We start from the raw sequence: 17,713 nt of genomic DNA, 5'->3' as shown, positions 1-17,713 counted from the left end.
TCGATTAGCTATGGAAACGTCTTTGTACGACTTGTCCCCCGTTTTCCACATCCTTCTTGTGGGGGCCATATGTGCTGCGCTGCCATTGGCGTGGGTTGCCTGGGCCCATCGCAATGCGAGCTGGCAGGGTAAGTTGCGTGCGCTTGGTCTGGTGACCTTGTTCTTAACCTTTGATCTCGTGCTTTTCGGTGCCTTCACGCGCCTCACGGACAGCGGGTTGGGCTGTCCAGACTGGCCTGGCTGCTATGGCAGCGCCAGCCCACTGGGTGCACACCAGGAGATATCGGCCGCTCAGAGTGCTATGCCAACAGGTCCTGTCACGCATAGCAAAGCGTGGATTGAAATGGTCCACCGCTACCTAGCCACCAGTGTGGGTGGCTTGATTCTTTTGCTAGCGATTTTTTCTTGGAGAGCGTTGTGGCGAGGAGAAGTGCCACGGCGAGCTTGGACGAGTTACCTCCCTACGTTGAGCCTTGTATGGGTCTGTGTTCAGGGTGCTTTTGGCGCTTTGACGGTCACTATGAAACTGTTTCCAGCAATCGTGAGCCTCCACCTGCTCGGGGCGTATTTGCTTTTGGCTTTGTTGACCATGCAGTCTTATCTGGGCGAAGAACCTCCGAACGGAGTGAGTCCCTTGCCAAACACCCAGCCTCTTTCAGTTAGCAGTTTGTGGGTTGTGCTGGCCCTAGCTATGTTGGTGTTGCAAGCAGCGTCTGGCGCTTGGGTCAGTACGAATTACGCGGTACTGGCCTGCACAGAGTTCCCCAAATGCCAAGGCAGCTGGTGGCCAGACATGCAGTTTGAGCACGCCTTTACCTGGTGGCGACCACTAGGCTTAGGTGCGCATGGCGAGGCCATCACGTTTCAGGGTCTAACCGCTATTCATTACATGCACAGGCTGCTCGCCATGGCGACCATCATCGCATTGGGTAGCCTGGCATGGCATGCTTCCCGCGCCGATCGACTCCGATCTTTAGGCCGGGCCTTAGCTGCACTCTTGGTGCTCCAATTTGCCACGGGCTTAAGCAATGTGGTGCTCGACTGGCCCCTTGGCGCAGCCGTGCTGCACACCGCCGGAGCTGGCGCCATGGTCGTCGTGCTTGTAAGGATGCTCTGCAGCATTGCCCCCCAGGATATTCACCCTTCGGCGCACGCAGCCGCGCTGCACCCATCGAGATCTTCAGCATGACAGCCTTAGCCTTGCCCCCCGCTTTGTCGGTGATTCGCCAGTTTCACGCGCTCACCAAACCGCGGGTCATTCAGCTCATAGTTTTTTGTGCCCTCATTGGCATGGTATTGGCCGTGCCGGGTGTGCCGACCCTTGCCCAAGTGGCCCTTGCGGCCATTGCCTGCGCTGGCATCTACTTGGTGGCCGGTGCTGCTGCTGCTTTCAATTGCGTTGTGGAAAAAACCATCGACGCCAAGATGAAACGCACCTCATGGAGGCCCACTGCGCGCGGGCAACTAGGGGATATTCAGACCTTGGTGTTCTCGGCAGCCTTGTGTGCGGCTGGTTCGGCGGTTTTGTACATCTGGGTCAACCCCCTCACCATGTGGTTGACGTTTGCCACCTTTGTGGGCTATGCCATTGTCTACACCGTGATCTTGAAGCCGTTGACGCCCCAAAACATTGTGATCGGCGGCGCCTCGGGTGCCATGCCGCCGGTCTTAGGGTGGGCGGCCATGACCGGGGATGTAGGGCCTGAGGCTTTGATTCTGTGCCTCATTATCTTCTTGTGGACACCGCCGCATTTTTGGGCTTTGGCCCTGTACCGGGTGGAGGACTACCGTAAGTCAGGTCTCCCCATGTTGCCGGTGACGCATGGCAGCGAATTCACGCGTTTGCAGATCTTGTTGTACACCTTGATTCTGTTTGCGGCCTGTTTGCTGCCCTTTATCTACGGGTTTAGCTCGTGGCTCTATCTGGTTGTGGCAGTCGGCTTGAGCATTGGCTTTTGCTGGTATGCGTTGCGTTTGTACCGGGCCTATTCCGATGAACTGGCGCGAGCCACCTTTCGCTTTTCACTCATTCACTTAAGCGCACTGTTTGCCGCGCTTTTGATCGACCACTACCTCGTCTAAGGCACTTATGCAACGAAGAAATGCTCTTAAATCAGTAGCTGCTTATGCAGTACTGGTAAGCGGTATTGCAGGGTTTGGCTTAGGCCTAACCGCATGTACGGACAGCAAGCCCGCCTTTGCTTCGATTGATGTCACAGGTGCCAATTACGCCAAAGACTTTGAACTGACTGACCAAAATGGACAGCTGCGTCGGCTGAAGGACTTTGAAGGCAAAGTGGTGGTCATGTTCTTTGGCTACACCCAGTGCCCGGACGTGTGCCCCACCTCAATGCTTGAGTTGGCCGAGATCAAGCGCCTGCTCGGCAAAGACGGCGACAAACTCCAGGGCATCTTCGTAACGGTAGATCCCCAGCGGGACACGCCTGTAGTGCTCAAAGGCTATATGGAGAGCTTTGACCCTACGTTTTTGGCACTGTATACAACGCCCGAAAAGCTCGAGGTCTTGGCCAAAGACTTCAAGGTCTACTACAAGCGGGTAGAGGGCAAAACCCCCACCAGCTACACCATGGACCATTCAGCCGGCAGCTACGTGTACGACACCAAAGGCAATCTGCGCTTGTTTACCCGCTACGGCAGTGGCGCCCAGGTGTTGGCAGCTGACATCAAACAGCTGCTCTAACGGGCTCCTGCCTCTGGCCGGGTGGCTGCTTACTCAGCCTTGATGCGGCCTACCAAAATGATGCCACCTAGCAAAGCGGTGTCCGCCTTGATGCGGTTGGCCAGCCCCTCGCCTGTGGTACCCGCCACTTGCCAGCCTTGTTGGTACAACTTTTGGCGCATATCAGGGCTGCGTACGATGTCGCTGATCAGCGTAGACAAGCGATTGGCCACAGCCGTTGGCATGGCCTTGGGTGCGGCTACCGCGTTCCATATCTCCAGATTGAATCCACGAATGCCGACCTCGGCCAAGCTAGGCACATCGGCCAACAAAGGGCTGCGCACGCTGGAAGTCACGCCGATGGCTTTGAGCTTTCCTGACTTGACCTGTGCCATTGCCAAGGCCGGTGGCAGTAACGCCAGCTGCAAATCACCCGAAATCATGCCCGTGGCCACTTGCGGGTAGCCAGGGTAGGGAATATGAACCGGTGCGATATTGCTTTTGCTCTTCAAAAGCTCCATGCCCAAATGGCCCACGGTACCAACGCCTGGGGTGCCGTAACTCCATTTGTTGCCTGCATTGCGGGCCGCCACAAAGAAGTCTTGTCCGCTGCCCGTGGCGACGGCGGCCGAGGCCGTTAACACCAGGGGGGATGTGCCAATGAGGCTGATAGGCTGCAAATCCTTGAGCGGGTCATAGCTCAGGGCGGGGTTGAGCATCTTGGCAATCGTCATATTGCCGTTGATCATCAAGCCCAGGGTGTGGCCATCGGTGGCCTTGGCCACGTAATCTGCGGCAATGTTGCCTCCAGCGCCTACCTTGTTTTCCACAATCACCGCTTGACCGAGCGCTTTGGACAAAGGCTCGGCCAAGGCGCGTGCTGTCAAGTCAGGGGAAGACCCACCAGGAAACCCCACAATCAGACGCACGGGTTTGCTGGGCCAGTTGCCCTGTTTTACATTGTCATTTTGGGCATTTGCGCCCGTAGACATTGCGCAAGCAGCTATAAAAAGTGTAGTAAGTCGAAGCAAATGGCGACGCATGAAAAAGAACTCCAAAAACAAAAAACCCCTGAGGGTAAAACCTTCAGGGGCTATTGTCGGGTGAGAAAACTGCTTTACGCGTATTGCGCCAAGCTTGCCTTCATTTTCTTCATGGCGGCTACCTCAATTTGCCGAATGCGCTCTGCACTCACGCCATATTCAGCAGCCAAATCGTGCAAGGTCATGCCACCTGAGCTGTCATCGTTGACCTTGAGCCAACGCTCTTCGACTATGCGGCGGCTGCGTGGGTCCAAGCTATCCAGTGCCGTGGCAATGCCGTCGGTGGCCAAGATGTCACGCTGGTGCGCTTCAATCATGGCAATCGGCTCGTGGCTGGTATCCGTCAGGTAAGTCACCGGGCCAAAAGAATCTTCGCCATCATCTGCCGGGCCGGGGTCCAGCACCACATCACCGCCAGACAAGCGTGTTTCCATCTCAATGACCTCTTCAGGCTTGACCTTGAGCTCGCGCGCCATTGCCTCCACTTGGTCCGCGTTCAGGGTTTCCCGGTGCGTGCCTGCGTCTGCGGCCGCATCGTCACTCTTGTAGCGCTGCTTCATGGAGCGCAGGTTGAAGAACAACTTGCGCTGCGCCTTGGTGGTTGCCACTTTGACCATGCGCCAGTTTTTCAAGATGTACTCGTGAATTTCGGCCTTGATCCAGTGCATGGCATAGCTCACCAAGCGCACGCCTTGGTCTGGGTCAAAGCGCTTGACAGCCTTCATCAGGCCCACATTGCCTTCTTGAATCAAGTCGCCATGGGGTAAACCGTAGCCCAAGTACTGGCGTGCAATCGACACCACCAGCCGCAAATGGGACAGCACCAGTTTTCCTGCGGCGTCCAAGTCATTGTCGTTCTTGAACTTGCGAGAAAAGTCTTGCTCTTCTTCTAATGTGAGCATGGGCATGCGGTTGGCTGCCGAGATATAAGCATCCAAATTGCCCAAAGAAGGCACCATAGCCCATGGATTCGCCACCGCCAACGCCGTGTTTGAGTGCGCCATTTGCAAAGTCATCGCCGAACTCCTTGTGTTCATCAACTGAATATTAGCACTCTGTCTGAGTGAGTGCTAAACAAAAAGTTCAATCCCGTAGATAGCCAAAGGCAAAGACGCGCAGCGGGGCAGCACGCGTCACTTGGAAATGACCCTTTAGTGCGCAAGACACGCCAGACGCAGTGCCGCGTGGCATGCAAAGTCGGGCGAAAATGACGCGTATGCACATTCGGTCTTTCACCATCCAGTTGCGCCACGTCAGATACGCAAGCTTGCTACTGTCCACCTTGCTTGCGGCAGGTTGCGCTTCGGTCTCGTCGGTGCCTAGCCCGCCAGAGCGTTCACCTGTGCCAAGCTCCCCGGCGGCTCAAGGTGCGTCTGTGGAGCCAGTCGCAACTGCGGACCCTCAGCAGGCCTTTACCCAATGGGTAATGAAGTTCCGTGCGTCTGCCCGCGCGGCAGGGATAGACGAAGCAACTTTGCAGGCGGCTTTTGGCGACGTGCGCTTTGTGCCGCGCGCCATAGAGGCAGACAAAGCGCAGCCAGAATTTACCCGCACCGTGTGGGATTATCTAGACACTGCAGTTTCCGCGCAGCGGGTGAGCCGTGGAGCCGCCAAGTTGGCGGAACTGCGCAAGCCCGGGGGCCTAGACATTGACGCGATTGCCGCCCGCTATGGCATACCTGCCGAGGTACTGGTGGCCATTTGGGGCATGGAGAGTAGCTACGGCAGCTTTATGGGTGATATTCCCGCCATTGATGCCCTAGCCACTCTGGGGTTTGAAGGCCGGCGCGAAGAGTGGGCGCGTGGCCAGCTCATGGCAGCCCTCAAAATTTTGCAAACCAAAGAAGTCTCTAAGGCACAAATGGTGGGCTCCTGGGCGGGGGCTATGGGGCAAACCCAGTTTTTGCCCACCACGTTTTTGGCATACGCCGTAGATGCAGATGGCGACGGCCGCCGAGACATATGGAGCAGCCTTCCGGATGTCATGGCCTCCACAGCCCACTTCTTGGCGCGCTCTGGGTGGGTGCCTGGGCAGGAGTGGGGCCAAGAGGTGCGCTTGCCCGCGGGCTTTGACTACGCGCGTGCGGACTTAAGTCAACGCCAAAGCAGTGTGGCCTGGGCGCGTGACGGCGTGCAGGCCATGGACGGTGGCGTTTTGTCTAACTTGCCCGATGCGTCAGTTTTTCTTCCCGCTGGCGCTCGCGGCCCAGCCTTCTTGGTGGGCAACAACTTTAGAACCGTACTGCGCTACAACAATGCCAATAGCTACGCATTGGCTGTGCATTTGCTGGCGCAGCGTTTGGGCGGAGGGGCACCACCCCAAACCCCGTGGCCACGCGAGCTGCAGGCATTGACGCGGTCCCAAGTGCTCACTATGCAAAGTGCACTGAATGCCAAAGGTTTTGACACGGGGGCTCCAGACGGTGTCGCAGGACCCGCCACGCAGCGCGGTGTGCGCCAGTTCCAGCGCAGCCTAGGCCTCCCCGCAGACGGGTTCCTCACAGTAGACTTGCTGCAACGCATTCAAACGCCTTAAGCGCCCCACACCTATGGCCCTGTCTTTCGCTAAGCATGTTGGTCTGATCTCCCGTGGACCTTGGGCACCTGTGCGGGCCGTGACCCTGTGTGTCTTGGTTGCTGTGCTTTGCGGATGCGCTTCTGCGCCACCACCCGCGCCAGTGGCCACTTTGCCACCCCCACCCCCAGTTGCCAGTGGGCGGCTCTCGGAAGACCAGGCCAATGACGTGACCCTGATGGCCATTGGCCTCGTGGGTACACCTTACCGTTACGGTGGCAACACCCCTGCAGGTGGTTTTGATTGCAGTGGCCTGATCGCCTATGTCTATAAAGAGCGGGCAGGCGTACTGACCCCGCGCTCAGTAGCCGCTATGGCGGACTGGGGGCAACCGGTCGCCGCCCATGCGGTTAAGACGGGCGACTTGGCCATCTTTATCCAAGACGGCCGTGCCAGCCATGCGGGCATCTATGTCGGAGAGGGGCGGTTCGTCCACGCGCCTTCAACCGGTGGGGTTGTGCGCTTAGATCCCTTGCAGTCCAAGTACTGGGCTAAGGTGCCGGTACGGTTTCGCAGGCCCTGAACGCTTGCAGGCTAGGCTAGGCTAGGCGTGGCAGCTACAGCAGAGCAATGGTGGTTACAAAGGCAGTTTTCACCAGCAACCAGGTCAGCACAATGAGAAGCCAGGTTTTCCATGGGGTACGGGCTTGGTTGAAAGTATTCTCACTGGCAGTGAACACCACTGCAGCAAAAAACCCAAAAAGCAGCCCCAGCGCGCCCTGCTGGGCTTTGTGCTGCCACAGCGGATCAGCGGTCTCATCTACGGGTTGAAACAGCGCAACCACTACCCCGAACACCAACCATCTGACCAAGTAGCCCCACCAGCGGGTCCAGAGACCGGTGCCTACGGGGGGCCAATGGGCCGCGTCGGAGTTGGGGGATTGGTGCATGCGTGAAGTTTACACAGTGGTCCAAACCCCTTGCTGGGCACTGGATTGCAAAACTGCCGTCACAAACTGCACGCCGAGCAAGCCATCCGTTGCGTTGGGGAAGTACAAGGCAAGAGGATCCGGCGCCAAGCCACAACGCCGCGCGGCAATGGCTTCTGCGGCGTCCGCATAGAGGTTGGCAAAAGCTTCGTGAAACCCCTCTGGGTGGCCTGATGCAATGCGCGAGGAACGCGCTGCCAGTGGCAAAGTGCCAGGGCCGTTGGGTGTGTAGGTTTGTGCAGGCGCGCCTAGCGGCTTAAAGCTCAGGATCTGTGGGCTTTCTTGGGCCCACTCTAGGGTACCCAATGAGCCACTGACGCGAATACGCAAGCTGTTTTCAACCCCGGCGGCGGCCTGCGTCACCCACAGATTACCGCGCGCGCCGCCCTGCATGCGCAAAAGCACCCCTGCATAGTCGTGCGTTTGGCGGGTGGGCACGATGGTGCCCACTTCGGCGGCCACTTGTTCCACCTCAAGCCCGGTGATAAAGCGCAGCAAATTGTGCGCGTGGGTTCCAATATCTCCCAGCACCAAAGACGGGCCACCGCGGCTCACATCGTCTTTCCAGGCCGTGCGACTCGGGCCAGGCTTAGCACGGCCGCCTTGCACATACTCCACCTGCACCAATCGGATGTCACCTAAGTGGCCCGCCTGCACCATCGCTTTGGCTTGGCGCACCAAGGGATACCCGGTGTAGTTGTGGGTCAGGCAATACACCCGCTGTGAGTGGGCCACTTGGGCGCACACCTCTTGGGCCTGGGCCAAGGTGTTGGCCATGGGTTTGTCGCAAATCACGTCAAACCCAAGCTTCAACGCGTGCATGGCGTAGGGGTGATGGCTGTCGTTAGGAGTCATGATGGCCACCACGTCTGCGCCATCGGCCCGCATGGCTTCTGCCTCCATCAGTGCGTAGGCCGTGCCATAGCTGCGGTCTGCGGGCAAGCCCAGGTCCGCGCCTGCAGCCCGCGACTTGTCGGGGTCGGACGAAAGAGCCGCTGCAACCAACTCAAACCTATCGTCCAAGCGTGCGGCTTGGCGGTGCATGGCCCCAATAAACGAACCTGGTCCGCCACCTATCGCAGCAAGCCGCAAGCGGCGTCCCAGCATGTGAATCACCGGATTGGTCTGGGGCATGGAGGGTGCACTTTCTTAGGTAGTTGGAGGTGAAGACTGCTAGGTGTGCGCACTGCACAGGCGCTGGCAATTGTCTGGTTTTGAAGGAAACCTGTCCGATTGCACATGGTATCCGTCCAGAGGGCTGGCTTAGTATGGAGCAAATATTTTTGGAAAGTTTGCCATGTCAACAGCCTCTGTCCCTATGCGTGGACGCGATATCGCTTTGGCGCTGGTGGTTATCGCGGTGTGGGGCGTTAACTTTGCGGTCATCAAAGTGGGCGTTGCCGATGTACCGCCGCTCTTGCTGGGCGCGCTGCGTTTCATGCTGGCCGCGTTTCCGGCCGTGCTCTTGGTGCGTCCACCCAAGGTTCCGTTGCGTCTGTACCTCATTTACGGCCTCACGATCTCGGTAGGGCAGTTTTCTCTGCTGTTCTCTGCCATTTATGTGGGTATGCCTACAGGCTTAGCCTCGTTGGTACTGCAGTCGCAGGCTTTTTTCACCATGCTCTTTGCCGCCCTCTGGCTCAAAGAGCATTGGCAGCCTAACCAGTTGGCCGGCTTGCTCTTGGCGGCGCTGGGTTTGGTGTGCATTGGCAGCGCACATGGCGTGTCTATGCCGCTGGCGGGTTTTTTGCTCACTATTGGCGCTGCAGTGATGTGGGCTACCGGCAATATCGTCACCCGCACCATCAGCCGCCATGGGCCCATGAACCAGTTTGCTTTTGTGGTGTGGGCTAGCTTGGTGCCGCCGTTGCCATTTTTGGCCCTGTCGTACGTGTTGGAAGGCCCTGCGGCAATAAGCACAGCGCTGCACAACTTTGGCTGGGTGTCATTTGGCTCGGTGGCGTATTTGGCATGGGTGGCCACCTTGTTGGGCTATGGTCTGTGGACGTTTTTGATGTCCCGCTACGCCGCCAACCGGGTGGCCCCGTTTAGCCTGATGGTGCCCATGGTGGGCTTGACCACCGGTTGGGTGGTGTTTGGCGAAGCACTAAAGCCGATTCACTATGCTGGTGGAGCTTTGCTCATGGCGGGGCTCTTGGTCAATCTCTTTGGCGGCCCCCTGTTTGCCAAGCTCAAAGCGGTTTAGCGAACCAATTTCTTCTCTCGCAAGCGTTTTGCAATCCCGCAGTAACCTTCATTCAGCAACAAAGCGTTCCATTGCGCTTGAGGCAAAAAGTCTTCCTGCACTTTCTTGGCAGCCGCTTCGCCCAAGGTGTCACGCACGGTTCGTAAATCTTCTTGGAAGTGCAGCACATCTTTTTTGCAGGGGTCGACAACGGCGGCAGGCGCTGGCAAAGCGGCCGAATTGCTTTGGGCCACCACCAGCAAGGGCGCACCGAGAAAGCACGCAAGCAGTAGCCGTACAACGGGCTGCACGAGAGAATGCATGGGCACCGGCTCCATTTTTTTTAGAAAAATCAATCGTAATACCAAAAGTGTATACACAGTTACCCAGGGGCACTGAGTTAGGGTTAACCTATGCAAAGCGCATGCCAAGCTGTGGCTTTTTGACAAAGCAGGCGCGTGTTCCAATCGAGCCTACTCTCTCTTTTTTATAAAACCATGAATCCCGACGCTCAGAGTCTTTGGCGTGGCCCGCAATGGGCTTTTGCTGTTTTGTTAGCCATCTTGGGCATGCTGGGGCCGTTTTCGATTGACACCTATTTGCCGGCGTTTGCGGGCATTCAGCAGTCTTTAGATGCCTCAGCGGTGCAAATGCAGCAAACCCTGTCGGCCTACCTGTTTGGTTTTGCCTTTATGAGTCTGTTTCATGGCGCCATCTCGGACAGCTTTGGCCGCAGGCCTGTGGTACTGTGGGGGCTGGCGGTGTTTACCTTGGCGTCTGCTGGGTGCGCCTTGTCGCAAAACATTGGGCAGCTGATCTTCTTTCGCGCCGTGCAGGGCCTGTCCACGGGTGCAGGCATTGTGGTGTCACGCGCCATCATTCGTGACATGTTTCCGCCATCGCAGGCCCAGAAGGTGATGAGCCAGGTCACCATCTTTTTTGGTGTGGCCCCGGCCATTGCGCCCATGGTGGGCGGCTGGTTGTTGGTGCACAGCAATTGGCACGCCATCTTCTGGTTCTTGTGCGCGATAGGTGTCGCGCTGTGGGTGATCAATGTGCGCTGGTTGCCTGAAACCTTGCATTTAAACCAACGCCAAGAGTTCAATGTGAAACACCTGCTGCGCGGTTATCGCCAGTTGGGTGCTGACCCGCGCTTTATCTTGTTGGCCCTGGCCAGTGGCGTGCCTTTCAATGGCATGTTTTTGTACATTTTGAGTGCACCGGTGTTCTTGGGTGAACACTTGGGCTTACAGCCGCAGCAGTTCTTCTGGTTCTTTGTGTTGACCATTGGCGGCATCATGGCCGGGGCCATGGTCAGCGGGCGATTGGCGGGCAAGATTGCACCTAAAAAGCAAATTCGCATTGGCTTTGTCATCATGCTGACCATCGGCTTGGTCAATTTGTTGGCCAACCTGGTGTTCAAAGCGCATGTCAGTTGGGCTTTGTTTCCTATTGCGGTGTTTGCGTTTGGCTGGTCGCTCATGGTGCCGGTGGTCACGCTTTTGGTGCTAGACCTGCACCCCGAGCGCCGGGGCATGGCCTCTAGCTTGCAAATGTGTGTGGGCTCCACCGCCAACGGCTTTGTGGCCGGCGTCATATCGCCCTTGGTCATGCACAGCACCGTGGGCTTGGCTACCGCCTCGGTCTGCATGATGGGCATTGGTTTGGGCGCGTGGATTTTTATGCGCAAGCGTTGGCCCGAGATTGGCCAAGCCGTGTCCCACGCCTAATGGCCTTGCCCGTTTACTGCACCACCCCGGCGTAGACAAACGCTACATAGCCGCCTAGTAGCACCACGCCCAGCGCGCGTGGCAGGCGGCCTAGGGTGGCAATGCACACAAAGTGCAGGCAAGCCGCCCCGGCGATGGTGTAAATGCCCGCCTGGAAAAAGCCGGGAATGCTGATTTTGTCTGACAAGGCAAACAGCCCAATGCACATGGGAATGCAGATATGCCCGTCCCCCACTTGGGAACTCACGATGATGTCTTGCCGCCCCACAAAGCCGTAGTAAAACGCAATGAACGCATTGGGCAACACCATCAGTACGCCACTGAGCCACCCCAGGTGCGAGGCATTGAGGTACGCGCTTTTGGAGGTGCTCACCCACTGCACCAAAAAATCCACGCTGATGTAAATGCCATAGACACCCGCCGCTAGCAGCAGCAGGTCTAGCAAGATAGACCACTGAAACTGCCGGTTCTTGCGCACATTGTTTTTCAAGATTTCAAACACATGCAGCACCTGCCAAAACAGGAACAGCCCCACCAGCACCAGTCCATCGTACAAGTCCAGCACACCGTCTTTGGCCAGCGCCCACAGCGTGCCGGTAAACAAGAAAAGCGCCACCAGCGTGAATAGCAGCTCCAGCTGGTGCAGCCGGTCCACCGAAGGCGTCTTTTTCTTGCTGCGCGCTTTGCCCGCAGCCGCTTTGACAGGTGCTGCCTTGGGCGCAAAGATGAGCGTGGTGAGCCCCAAAATCAGCGTGAGATTGGTCACGTTGTTGACGATGCAGTTTTCAATCACGGTGCGGCCGTTGCCCGGCGTGCGGCTCATCATGAAGGCGAACACCAGGTTCGCAAACCCCGAGCAGTAGGGCATGATGAGAGTGCCCACAACCGTGCCTTCAAACCCTTTGCTCTCAATCGCTTGCAAGCGCCAAATCATCAAGGCCGAAGCGGCTAAAAACAGCGCTACTTGGGCCAAGGGGTGGTCCAAATAGACGAGGAAACTAGAACTCATGCTGGGCAAAACGCGGCGTAAAGAGGGCAGGGCTGGGTGTAAGCGTCTAAGGATAAGCGCTTTCTATGCTGTGGCCAGAAGCACCATACGAGTTCTGTAAACTGCAGGCTTTTGCGAAAGATCTTGCTGCATGACGATTACCACGAGTCTCCCCGCCGACGCTACCGCCGAACGCATTGTTCGCCATTTCCAGGCGGCCGGATTCCCGGGAATCACCGAAGCACTGCTCGTCCGTGTGCGCCTGAAGAAAGGCGATCTGTTGCAAATTGAGGCCGCTTTTGATGTGGCGGTTCAAAACGGCAGCCCCCTGCCGCTGCGTGAGTTTTTTGACATTCAGCTCTACGGCTTCTATTCCGAAATACGCGCTTTGCTAGACGCTAAGCTGGCCTTTCCCACCGACTTTGGCCGCAACCTACGTTTGGCCTTGCCCCGCGTGCACTTCAGCGCGCCGCCTACTATTGCCGACGACGCCTTGGCCAGTGGCACCAAATACGACGCACTACTCAAACTGGGCGAGAACATGGACGGCTGCTCGGTGGGCATTTTGCTCAACGACCCCAACTCATCCTTCTTTGAATACCTAGACGCACAGCCCGGCTACGACTGGCAAAAAATCGCGGGCGACTTGGGTGCTGCCGCTACGTCTTACGTGCCAGAAGAAGACTTGCTCTAGCCTCTAACTTTCTTGCGCTGCAGGCTTAGTGGCGGGGTTGGGTGGTGCGGCCGTCCACGCACTGCCAGCAGCGGCCAGCATGGTGCACACAATGGCCACCCACTGCAGCGCAGTCAAATGCTCGTTAAGCACCAGCAAGCCTAAGAGGGCCGCCACTGCAGGCTCCATGCTGGTCATGATGCCAAAGGCCTCTTGCGGCAAGCGCTTCAAAGCCATCATCTCCAGCGAAATAGGAATGGCGCTCGACACAGCCGCCACCAACAAGCCATACAACAAAATGGAGGGCGACAGCAAAGCCGTACCTGCGTGCCACACGCCAAACGGCACCACGGTAATCGCCGCCACACTCAGGCCCAGGGCCACCGAATGGCCCGCGTGTAAGTGCCCTACACGCTTGCCAAACACAATGTAGGCACCCCAAAACACCGCCGCCAATAAGGCGTAGGCTACGCCCTCGGGGTCTAGGCTTGCCACGTTGTCGCCCAGTGGCAGCAGCAAGCCCAAGCCCACCATGGCCAGCGCCAGCCACACGAAGTTAATGGCCTTGCGCGACGACAACAGCGCCACCGTCAGCGGCCCTGAAAACTCAATCGCCACCGCCACCCCAAACGGAATGGTGCGCAGCGACATATAAAACAGCAGGTTCATCAAACCCAGGGCCACGCCATAGCGCAGCAGCGATATTGCATCGCTGCGCGAGAGCGCCCAGCGCCACGGTCGCCACAGCGCCAACATCAGTAGCGCAGAAAACCCCACGCGCAGCGCCGTGGTGCCCAAAGAGCCCACCACCGGAAACAAATGCTTGGCAAACGAGGTGCCAATACCCAGCGCAATGACCGAGCCCAGTACCGCCAGCAGCGGCACGCTGTTGGCAAGCCGTGTGTTGTGGCTACCCATTTATTGCCCACGCTCCATAAAGCGCCAGATGGCGTGAAACTGTGGGGGCACCTCGGTGGGCTCGTAGGCACTGCGGTATTGGAAGCCCATGTTTTCGTACAAGCGGTGGGCCGACTGCATAAACGGCGCCGAGTCCAGCAGCATGCGGGCGTAGCCAAAGTCCGCCGCATCGGCCAGCACGCGCTGCATGATGGCCTCACCCAAGCGCTTGCCGCGCTGGTCAGGGCGCACATAAATGCGCTTGACCTCGCCCACGCCGTCTTCTACGCGCCGCAAGCCCCCCATGCCTGCCAGCACACCGTCGGCATGCACCAAGTAGAACGCACCCACGGGCGGCAGCTCACCACACACTTTGTCTAAGGTGCTCTCCACGTAAGTGGCAACCGGCATGCCCATCATGGCTTCGGGGCTGGCACCCGTGAGGGCCGAGAGCTCACCGAGCACCCAGTCCATGTATTCTTTGCTCAAGCGCAGAAGGTCCGCACGGTGCGTGTGAGGATCGGCAAGTGTGAAGGTGATGGTGGTCATGGTGTGCTGGGGCAGCGGGGGGCTAACACGTGTTGGCCCATTTTGGCACGGCCACGGCAGTGGCACTTGGCGTAAAGTCCTGCCCTCTTGTCTTAAACCGCAACCCTCTGAATCACCCACCATGCCCCAAAACATTGCCTGTATTGCCTTGGTCGTCCCCGACTATGACGAAGCGATTGCCCACTACACCCAAGACTTGGGCTTTGACTTGGTGGAAGACACCGCCTTGCCCAACGGCCAGCGCTGGGTGCTGGTGGCGCCGCCCGGTGCCACGGGCAGCCGCTTGCTCTTGGCCAAGGCCAAAGGCCCTGAGCAACTGGCCCGCGTGGGCGACCAAACCGGTGGGCGCGTGTTTTTGTTTTTGAACACCGACGACTTCTGGCGCGACCACGCCCGCTACCTAGCACGCGGCGTGCAGTTTTTAGAAACCCCACGCGAAGAGAGCTACGCCACCGTGGCCGTGTTTCAAGACAGGTTTGGCAACAAGTGGGACCTGCTGCAGCCCAAGGGGTGAGGGGGATTCAGCGCGGAGGCAAGACAGACGAGCTGCACCTCACGCTAATCTGAAATGGATGGATCGCCCGAGAGCTACGCGGGCTCCTCGTGCGGGCGGGGCGTGCGCCTAAACGTGTCTGGCGGGGCTTTTTGCGTTAGTATGAATCGGGGTGCAGCCATGCGTTGCAAGCCGCTTCCATTTGACCTGACCAGCCAAGCAAAGGACCTTCTTATGAGCGCAAGCAAATTCCGTCTGGTAACCCGCAGCGACTTTGACGGTCTGGTCTGCGCGGTGTTGCTCAACGAGCTGGACTTGATCGACGACATCAAGTTTGTCCACCCCAAGGACATGCAGGACGGCAAGATTGATATCACCAGCCGCGACATCACCACCAACCTGCCTTACGTAGCAGCGGCGCATTTGTCTTTTGACCACCACGAGTCCGAGACCATTCGCAACACCGGCGAGCGACCCAACCACATCATCTCGGCCCACGCCCCTTCGGCTGCGCGCGTGGTCTACGACTACTACGGCGGTGCCAAGGCGTTTCCGAACATCAGCCTGGAGATGATGGCGGCGGTGGACAAGGCCGACTCCGCCCAGTTCACGCACGAAGAAATTTTGGAGCCCACCGACTGGGTGTTGCTGAATTACCTGATGGACTCGCGCACCGGTCTGGGCCGTTTCCATGAATTCCGCGTCAGCAATTACCAGTTGATGATGGATCTGATCCAGTACTGCCGCAACCACGGCATCGACGAGATACTGCAATTGCCCGACGTCATCGAACGCGTGGACCTGTACTTCGACCATACAGCCCGTGCGCGCGAACAAATCGAACGCTGCGCCACCGTGCACCAGAACCTGGTGGTGCTAGACCTGCGCCATGAAGAAACCATCTTCGCCGCCAACCGCTTCCTGATCTATGCGATGTACCCGCAATGCAACATCTCCATCCACGTGATGTGGGGTGTTCACAAGCAAAACACCGTGTTTGCCACCGGCAAGTCGATTCTGGACCGCAACAGCAAGACCCATGTCGGAGAGCTCATGCTGCAATACGGCGGCGGTGGCCACAATGCAGCGGGCACCTGCCAGGTAGACAACGCGCAGGCCGGCGATGTACTGGGCGCCTTGATCCAGCGCATCAATTCGGACGGTTGAGCCCGGCGGGGCGCGTGCCTGAGTCCGACACCTTGGGCGGCATAAAGTCCAGCGGCATAGCCCACGCCGCCGCCATCTCATGGTGCTGCCCACCATGCGCGCAAGCCACCACACCGTGGGCCCATGGTTGAGCAGCCGATAGGCCTTGTCCAGCGGGGTAGGGGTGAATTAGTCGGGGAGGGTGTTGTCCCTGGTCTTGCCGTGTGAGATATAGGAAAAAGTGCCGTTTGCGCCTGTGGAATATGCGCAGGCAGCTATTTATTTGGTAGCAGTTATACCCGCTCAATGCACGTTTGTGCTACACGAAGCTTGAACCGAGACGAGCTGCAGTTCGGTATTCACAAAACTCGCTGCGCCACAGCTAAATGAATATCGGAGGTTGCCATAGTGCCTCAGCCTGCAGCTTTCGGCTGGGGGTGTTATTTAATGGGGGTACAATAAATTGCCATGCAAATTGAATTTGACAGCCAAAAGCGAGAGAAGACACTGGCCGAAAGAGGCCTCGACTTCGCCCGCGCTGCTGAAGTATTTGCAGGGCCGCACTTCACCGGGCAGGACGAACGCACCGACTATGCCGAAGACCGCTTCATTACGGTTGGCCTGTTGGATGCACGCTTGGTGGTGCTGGTGTGGACCCCACGCGGCAAGGTGCGCCGCATGATCAGTATGAGGAAAGCCAATGACCGCGAAAAAGCCTACTACGCCCGCTACATGGACTGACCCAGACGACGCGCCGGCGTTGCCCGAAGCCTTCTTTCAGAGGGCCGATCGCTACGAAGGCGCGGTGCTCAAACCGCGTGGTCGTCCCCGTGCGGCCAGTACCAAAGAGCCCGTAAAAATCCGGCTGGATGCTGATGTGCTGGCCGCTTTGCGTGCCAGCGGTGATGGTTGGCAGACGCGTATCAACGACGCCCTGCGGGCATCATTGCAGTTGGCGGGGAAGCTTGGGTGACGGCCTAGCGCATCAAAATTTTGGCGGTTATCACCGCCGCATCGTTTTCATATCCCCGCTTGGCTTGCGCTTGCACCTTGTTTTTGATGTCGGTCGGAGACCAGAACAACCAGCCTTTCGTGTCCATGGGCGCTCTGACAGCTTCTTCTTGCCCTTGGTAAACATTGCCCGCAGCTAAGCCCAGGTAGATGCGTGTCTGCAGGTTAGCCATGCCATGGGCCGTCAGGTCCTGTCGGAGGCGCTCAAAAACAATGTTTCTATAACGCTCAGTGGTAAACAGTTTGTAGCGCCCCTCAGGAACTTCATGGACTTCCATCAGATCGGCAAACTTAACTCCCGGCGAATCAAAGTATGACTTTGCCTCTAGCGCAATGACCTCATTGCGCTGAAAGTGGAGAGCCAGCAAGTCGATCTCCGGCCTGGGTATCGAGTGCTTGCCGATGGCACGTTTTTCCTCGGGCGTGACGTTGACCTTGAATGAACGCCGCACCCAGTAGCCTTCGGCCTCGAGCAACATGCCAACAATGCCTTCAAAGTGGTCCATTGGTTTTCTTTCTTACATACCATCCCACCAACCATAACCCTCTCGTCGGGCGCGGCCCAGCGCTTCTAGGGTTTCCAGAATGCGGGGCAGGCTTTTCTTCCAAGGGCCGCGGCCTTTGAAGCGGGCTTCGATGGCAGGAAGTGGCAGGCAGTGGCATGGCAGTGGCATGGCAGCGGGGCTGGCGGCCAGCACGGCGGCGACCACGCGCACTTGATCGGGCAGGACGCCGCCGGGTGGGGCTTTGTTCATGCTTCCTGTAATGAAAAGTATAAGAGAAAGTGCTGTTTGCGCTCGTGAAATATGCGCAG

At 58.0% G+C, this 17,713-nt stretch carries 22 protein-coding genes and 1 pseudogene; 12 read left to right on the top strand and 11 right to left on the bottom strand.

Annotation, left to right across the window (positions count from 1 at the left end; all coding sequences use genetic code 11):
- Positions 1 to 10: 10 nt before the first annotated feature.
- From EXZ61_RS16645 to EXZ61_RS16635, 3 genes are read left to right on the top strand one after another with little or no spacing between them, the layout of a single operon-like run.
- A complete protein-coding gene (locus tag EXZ61_RS16645) occupies positions 11 to 1,189 on the top strand; it encodes a COX15/CtaA family protein (protein WP_142812824.1) in 1,179 nt (392 codons plus the stop codon).
- Positions 1,186 to 2,082, top strand: coding sequence for a heme o synthase (cyoE, locus tag EXZ61_RS16640; RefSeq protein ID WP_142812823.1), 897 nt, complete (start codon positions 1,186 to 1,188; stop codon positions 2,080 to 2,082). Before EXZ61_RS16645 ends, cyoE begins: the two co-directional genes overlap by 4 nt.
- 7 nt (positions 2,083 to 2,089) lie before the next feature.
- Entirely contained in the window at positions 2,090 to 2,701 is a 612-nt protein-coding gene (locus tag EXZ61_RS16635; RefSeq protein ID WP_142812822.1) for an SCO family protein, read from the top strand.
- A gap of 29 nt (positions 2,702 to 2,730) precedes the next feature.
- Here the strand turns inward: EXZ61_RS16635 and EXZ61_RS16630 are convergent, their stop codons facing one another.
- Both EXZ61_RS16630 and rpoH read right to left on the bottom strand, forming a co-directional pair.
- Entirely contained in the window at positions 2,731 to 3,672 is a 942-nt protein-coding gene (locus tag EXZ61_RS16630) for a Bug family tripartite tricarboxylate transporter substrate binding protein (RefSeq protein WP_237218988.1), read from the bottom strand.
- Between the two features lie 125 nt (positions 3,673 to 3,797).
- Positions 3,798 to 4,739, bottom strand: coding sequence for an RNA polymerase sigma factor RpoH (rpoH, locus tag EXZ61_RS16625; RefSeq protein ID WP_142812820.1), 942 nt, complete (start codon positions 4,737 to 4,739; stop codon positions 3,798 to 3,800).
- 200 nt (positions 4,740 to 4,939) lie between these two features.
- On the opposite strand from rpoH, the gene EXZ61_RS16620 reads away from it, so the two are divergent.
- Both EXZ61_RS16620 and EXZ61_RS16615 read left to right on the top strand, forming a co-directional pair.
- The gene (locus EXZ61_RS16620) at positions 4,940 to 6,259 is read left to right on the top strand and encodes a lytic murein transglycosylase (protein ID WP_142812819.1); all 1,320 of its coding nucleotides are present in this window, start codon (positions 4,940 to 4,942) and stop codon (positions 6,257 to 6,259) included.
- A gap of 13 nt (positions 6,260 to 6,272) precedes the next feature.
- On the top strand, positions 6,273 to 6,821 hold the full coding sequence (locus EXZ61_RS16615) for a C40 family peptidase (RefSeq protein ID WP_142812818.1): 549 nt from the start codon (positions 6,273 to 6,275) through the stop codon (positions 6,819 to 6,821).
- A gap of 34 nt (positions 6,822 to 6,855) precedes the next feature.
- Here EXZ61_RS16615 and EXZ61_RS16610 read toward each other — a convergent pair whose 3' ends face one another.
- Complete coding sequence (locus tag EXZ61_RS16610) at positions 6,856 to 7,188, bottom strand: hypothetical protein (RefSeq protein ID WP_142812817.1); 333 nt, start codon at positions 7,186 to 7,188, stop codon at positions 6,856 to 6,858.
- A gap of 9 nt (positions 7,189 to 7,197) precedes the next feature.
- Complete coding sequence (locus EXZ61_RS16605) at positions 7,198 to 8,361, bottom strand: Gfo/Idh/MocA family protein (protein ID WP_142812816.1); 1,164 nt, start codon at positions 8,359 to 8,361, stop codon at positions 7,198 to 7,200.
- 184 nt (positions 8,362 to 8,545) lie between these two features.
- Between EXZ61_RS16605 and EXZ61_RS16600 the strand changes: the two genes are divergently transcribed.
- Positions 8,546 to 9,433 (top strand): EamA family transporter, encoded by an 888-nt coding sequence (locus tag EXZ61_RS16600; RefSeq protein WP_142814287.1) that lies wholly within the window; start codon positions 8,546 to 8,548, stop codon positions 9,431 to 9,433.
- Here EXZ61_RS16600 and EXZ61_RS16595 read toward each other — a convergent pair.
- Positions 9,430 to 9,735, bottom strand: a complete 306-nt coding sequence (locus tag EXZ61_RS16595) for a hypothetical protein (RefSeq protein WP_142812815.1) — start codon at positions 9,733 to 9,735, stop codon at positions 9,430 to 9,432. The two genes, EXZ61_RS16600 and EXZ61_RS16595, sit on opposite strands and share 4 nt — an antisense overlap.
- 174 nt (positions 9,736 to 9,909) lie before the next feature.
- Here EXZ61_RS16595 and EXZ61_RS16590 point away from each other — a divergent pair, with 174 nt between their 5' ends.
- Positions 9,910 to 11,142: a multidrug effflux MFS transporter gene (locus tag EXZ61_RS16590; protein ID WP_142812814.1), complete on the top strand. Its 1,233-nt coding sequence runs from the start codon at positions 9,910 to 9,912 to the stop codon at positions 11,140 to 11,142.
- A 13-nt stretch (positions 11,143 to 11,155) separates the two neighbouring features.
- Here EXZ61_RS16590 and EXZ61_RS16585 read toward each other — a convergent pair whose 3' ends face one another.
- Positions 11,156 to 12,151, bottom strand: a complete 996-nt coding sequence (locus EXZ61_RS16585; protein ID WP_142812813.1) for a sodium:calcium symporter — start codon at positions 12,149 to 12,151, stop codon at positions 11,156 to 11,158.
- Positions 12,152 to 12,281: 130 nt separating this feature from the next.
- Here EXZ61_RS16585 and EXZ61_RS16580 point away from each other — a divergent pair, with 130 nt between their 5' ends.
- Positions 12,282 to 12,824 (top strand): hypothetical protein, encoded by a 543-nt coding sequence (locus tag EXZ61_RS16580; RefSeq protein WP_142812812.1) that lies wholly within the window; start codon positions 12,282 to 12,284, stop codon positions 12,822 to 12,824.
- A 3-nt stretch (positions 12,825 to 12,827) separates the two neighbouring features.
- Here the strand turns inward: EXZ61_RS16580 and EXZ61_RS16575 are convergent, their stop codons facing one another.
- On the bottom strand, positions 12,828 to 13,721 hold the full coding sequence (locus tag EXZ61_RS16575) for an EamA family transporter (RefSeq protein WP_142812811.1): 894 nt from the start codon (positions 13,719 to 13,721) through the stop codon (positions 12,828 to 12,830).
- Positions 13,722 to 14,249, bottom strand: a complete 528-nt coding sequence (locus tag EXZ61_RS16570; protein WP_168224799.1) for a GNAT family N-acetyltransferase — start codon at positions 14,247 to 14,249, stop codon at positions 13,722 to 13,724.
- Positions 14,250 to 14,370: 121 nt separating this feature from the next.
- Here EXZ61_RS16570 and EXZ61_RS16565 point away from each other — a divergent pair, with 121 nt between their 5' ends.
- Both EXZ61_RS16565 and EXZ61_RS16560 read left to right on the top strand, forming a co-directional pair.
- A complete protein-coding gene (locus EXZ61_RS16565; RefSeq protein ID WP_142812809.1) occupies positions 14,371 to 14,763 on the top strand; it encodes a VOC family protein in 393 nt (130 codons plus the stop codon).
- A gap of 213 nt (positions 14,764 to 14,976) precedes the next feature.
- Complete coding sequence (locus EXZ61_RS16560; RefSeq protein WP_142812808.1) at positions 14,977 to 15,909, top strand: exopolyphosphatase; 933 nt, start codon at positions 14,977 to 14,979, stop codon at positions 15,907 to 15,909.
- Between the two features lie 25 nt (positions 15,910 to 15,934).
- On the opposite strand, the pseudogene EXZ61_RS22205 reads toward EXZ61_RS16560, so the two are convergent.
- Positions 15,935 to 16,062, bottom strand: a pseudogene (locus EXZ61_RS22205) (flavin reductase); the annotation flags it as partial.
- Positions 16,063 to 16,356: 294 nt separating this feature from the next.
- On the opposite strand from EXZ61_RS22205, the gene EXZ61_RS16550 reads away from it, so the two are divergent.
- Positions 16,357 to 16,629, top strand: coding sequence for a BrnT family toxin (locus EXZ61_RS16550; RefSeq protein WP_142812807.1), 273 nt, complete (start codon positions 16,357 to 16,359; stop codon positions 16,627 to 16,629).
- Positions 16,589 to 16,861 (top strand): BrnA antitoxin family protein, encoded by a 273-nt coding sequence (locus EXZ61_RS16545; protein ID WP_142812806.1) that lies wholly within the window; start codon positions 16,589 to 16,591, stop codon positions 16,859 to 16,861. Before EXZ61_RS16550 ends, EXZ61_RS16545 begins: the two co-directional genes overlap by 41 nt.
- Positions 16,862 to 16,865: 4 nt before the next feature.
- Here EXZ61_RS16545 and EXZ61_RS16540 read toward each other — a convergent pair whose 3' ends face one another.
- Together EXZ61_RS16540 and EXZ61_RS16535 are read right to left on the bottom strand one after the other, a co-directional pair.
- The gene (locus EXZ61_RS16540) at positions 16,866 to 17,405 is read right to left on the bottom strand and encodes a hypothetical protein (protein ID WP_142812805.1); all 540 of its coding nucleotides are present in this window, start codon (positions 17,403 to 17,405) and stop codon (positions 16,866 to 16,868) included.
- A gap of 12 nt (positions 17,406 to 17,417) precedes the next feature.
- Positions 17,418 to 17,654, bottom strand: a complete 237-nt coding sequence (locus EXZ61_RS16535) for a hypothetical protein (RefSeq protein WP_237218986.1) — start codon at positions 17,652 to 17,654, stop codon at positions 17,418 to 17,420.
- Positions 17,655 to 17,713 lie beyond the last annotated feature (59 nt).

Origin of the sequence: Rhodoferax aquaticus (genome assembly GCF_006974105.1) — a bacterium.
In the GTDB taxonomy this organism is placed as follows: Bacteria; Pseudomonadota; Gammaproteobacteria; order Burkholderiales; family Burkholderiaceae_C; genus Allorhodoferax; species Allorhodoferax aquaticus_A.
The sequence above is the reverse complement of the archived record's forward strand: the minus strand, read 5'-3'. Positions and strand labels throughout refer to the sequence as shown.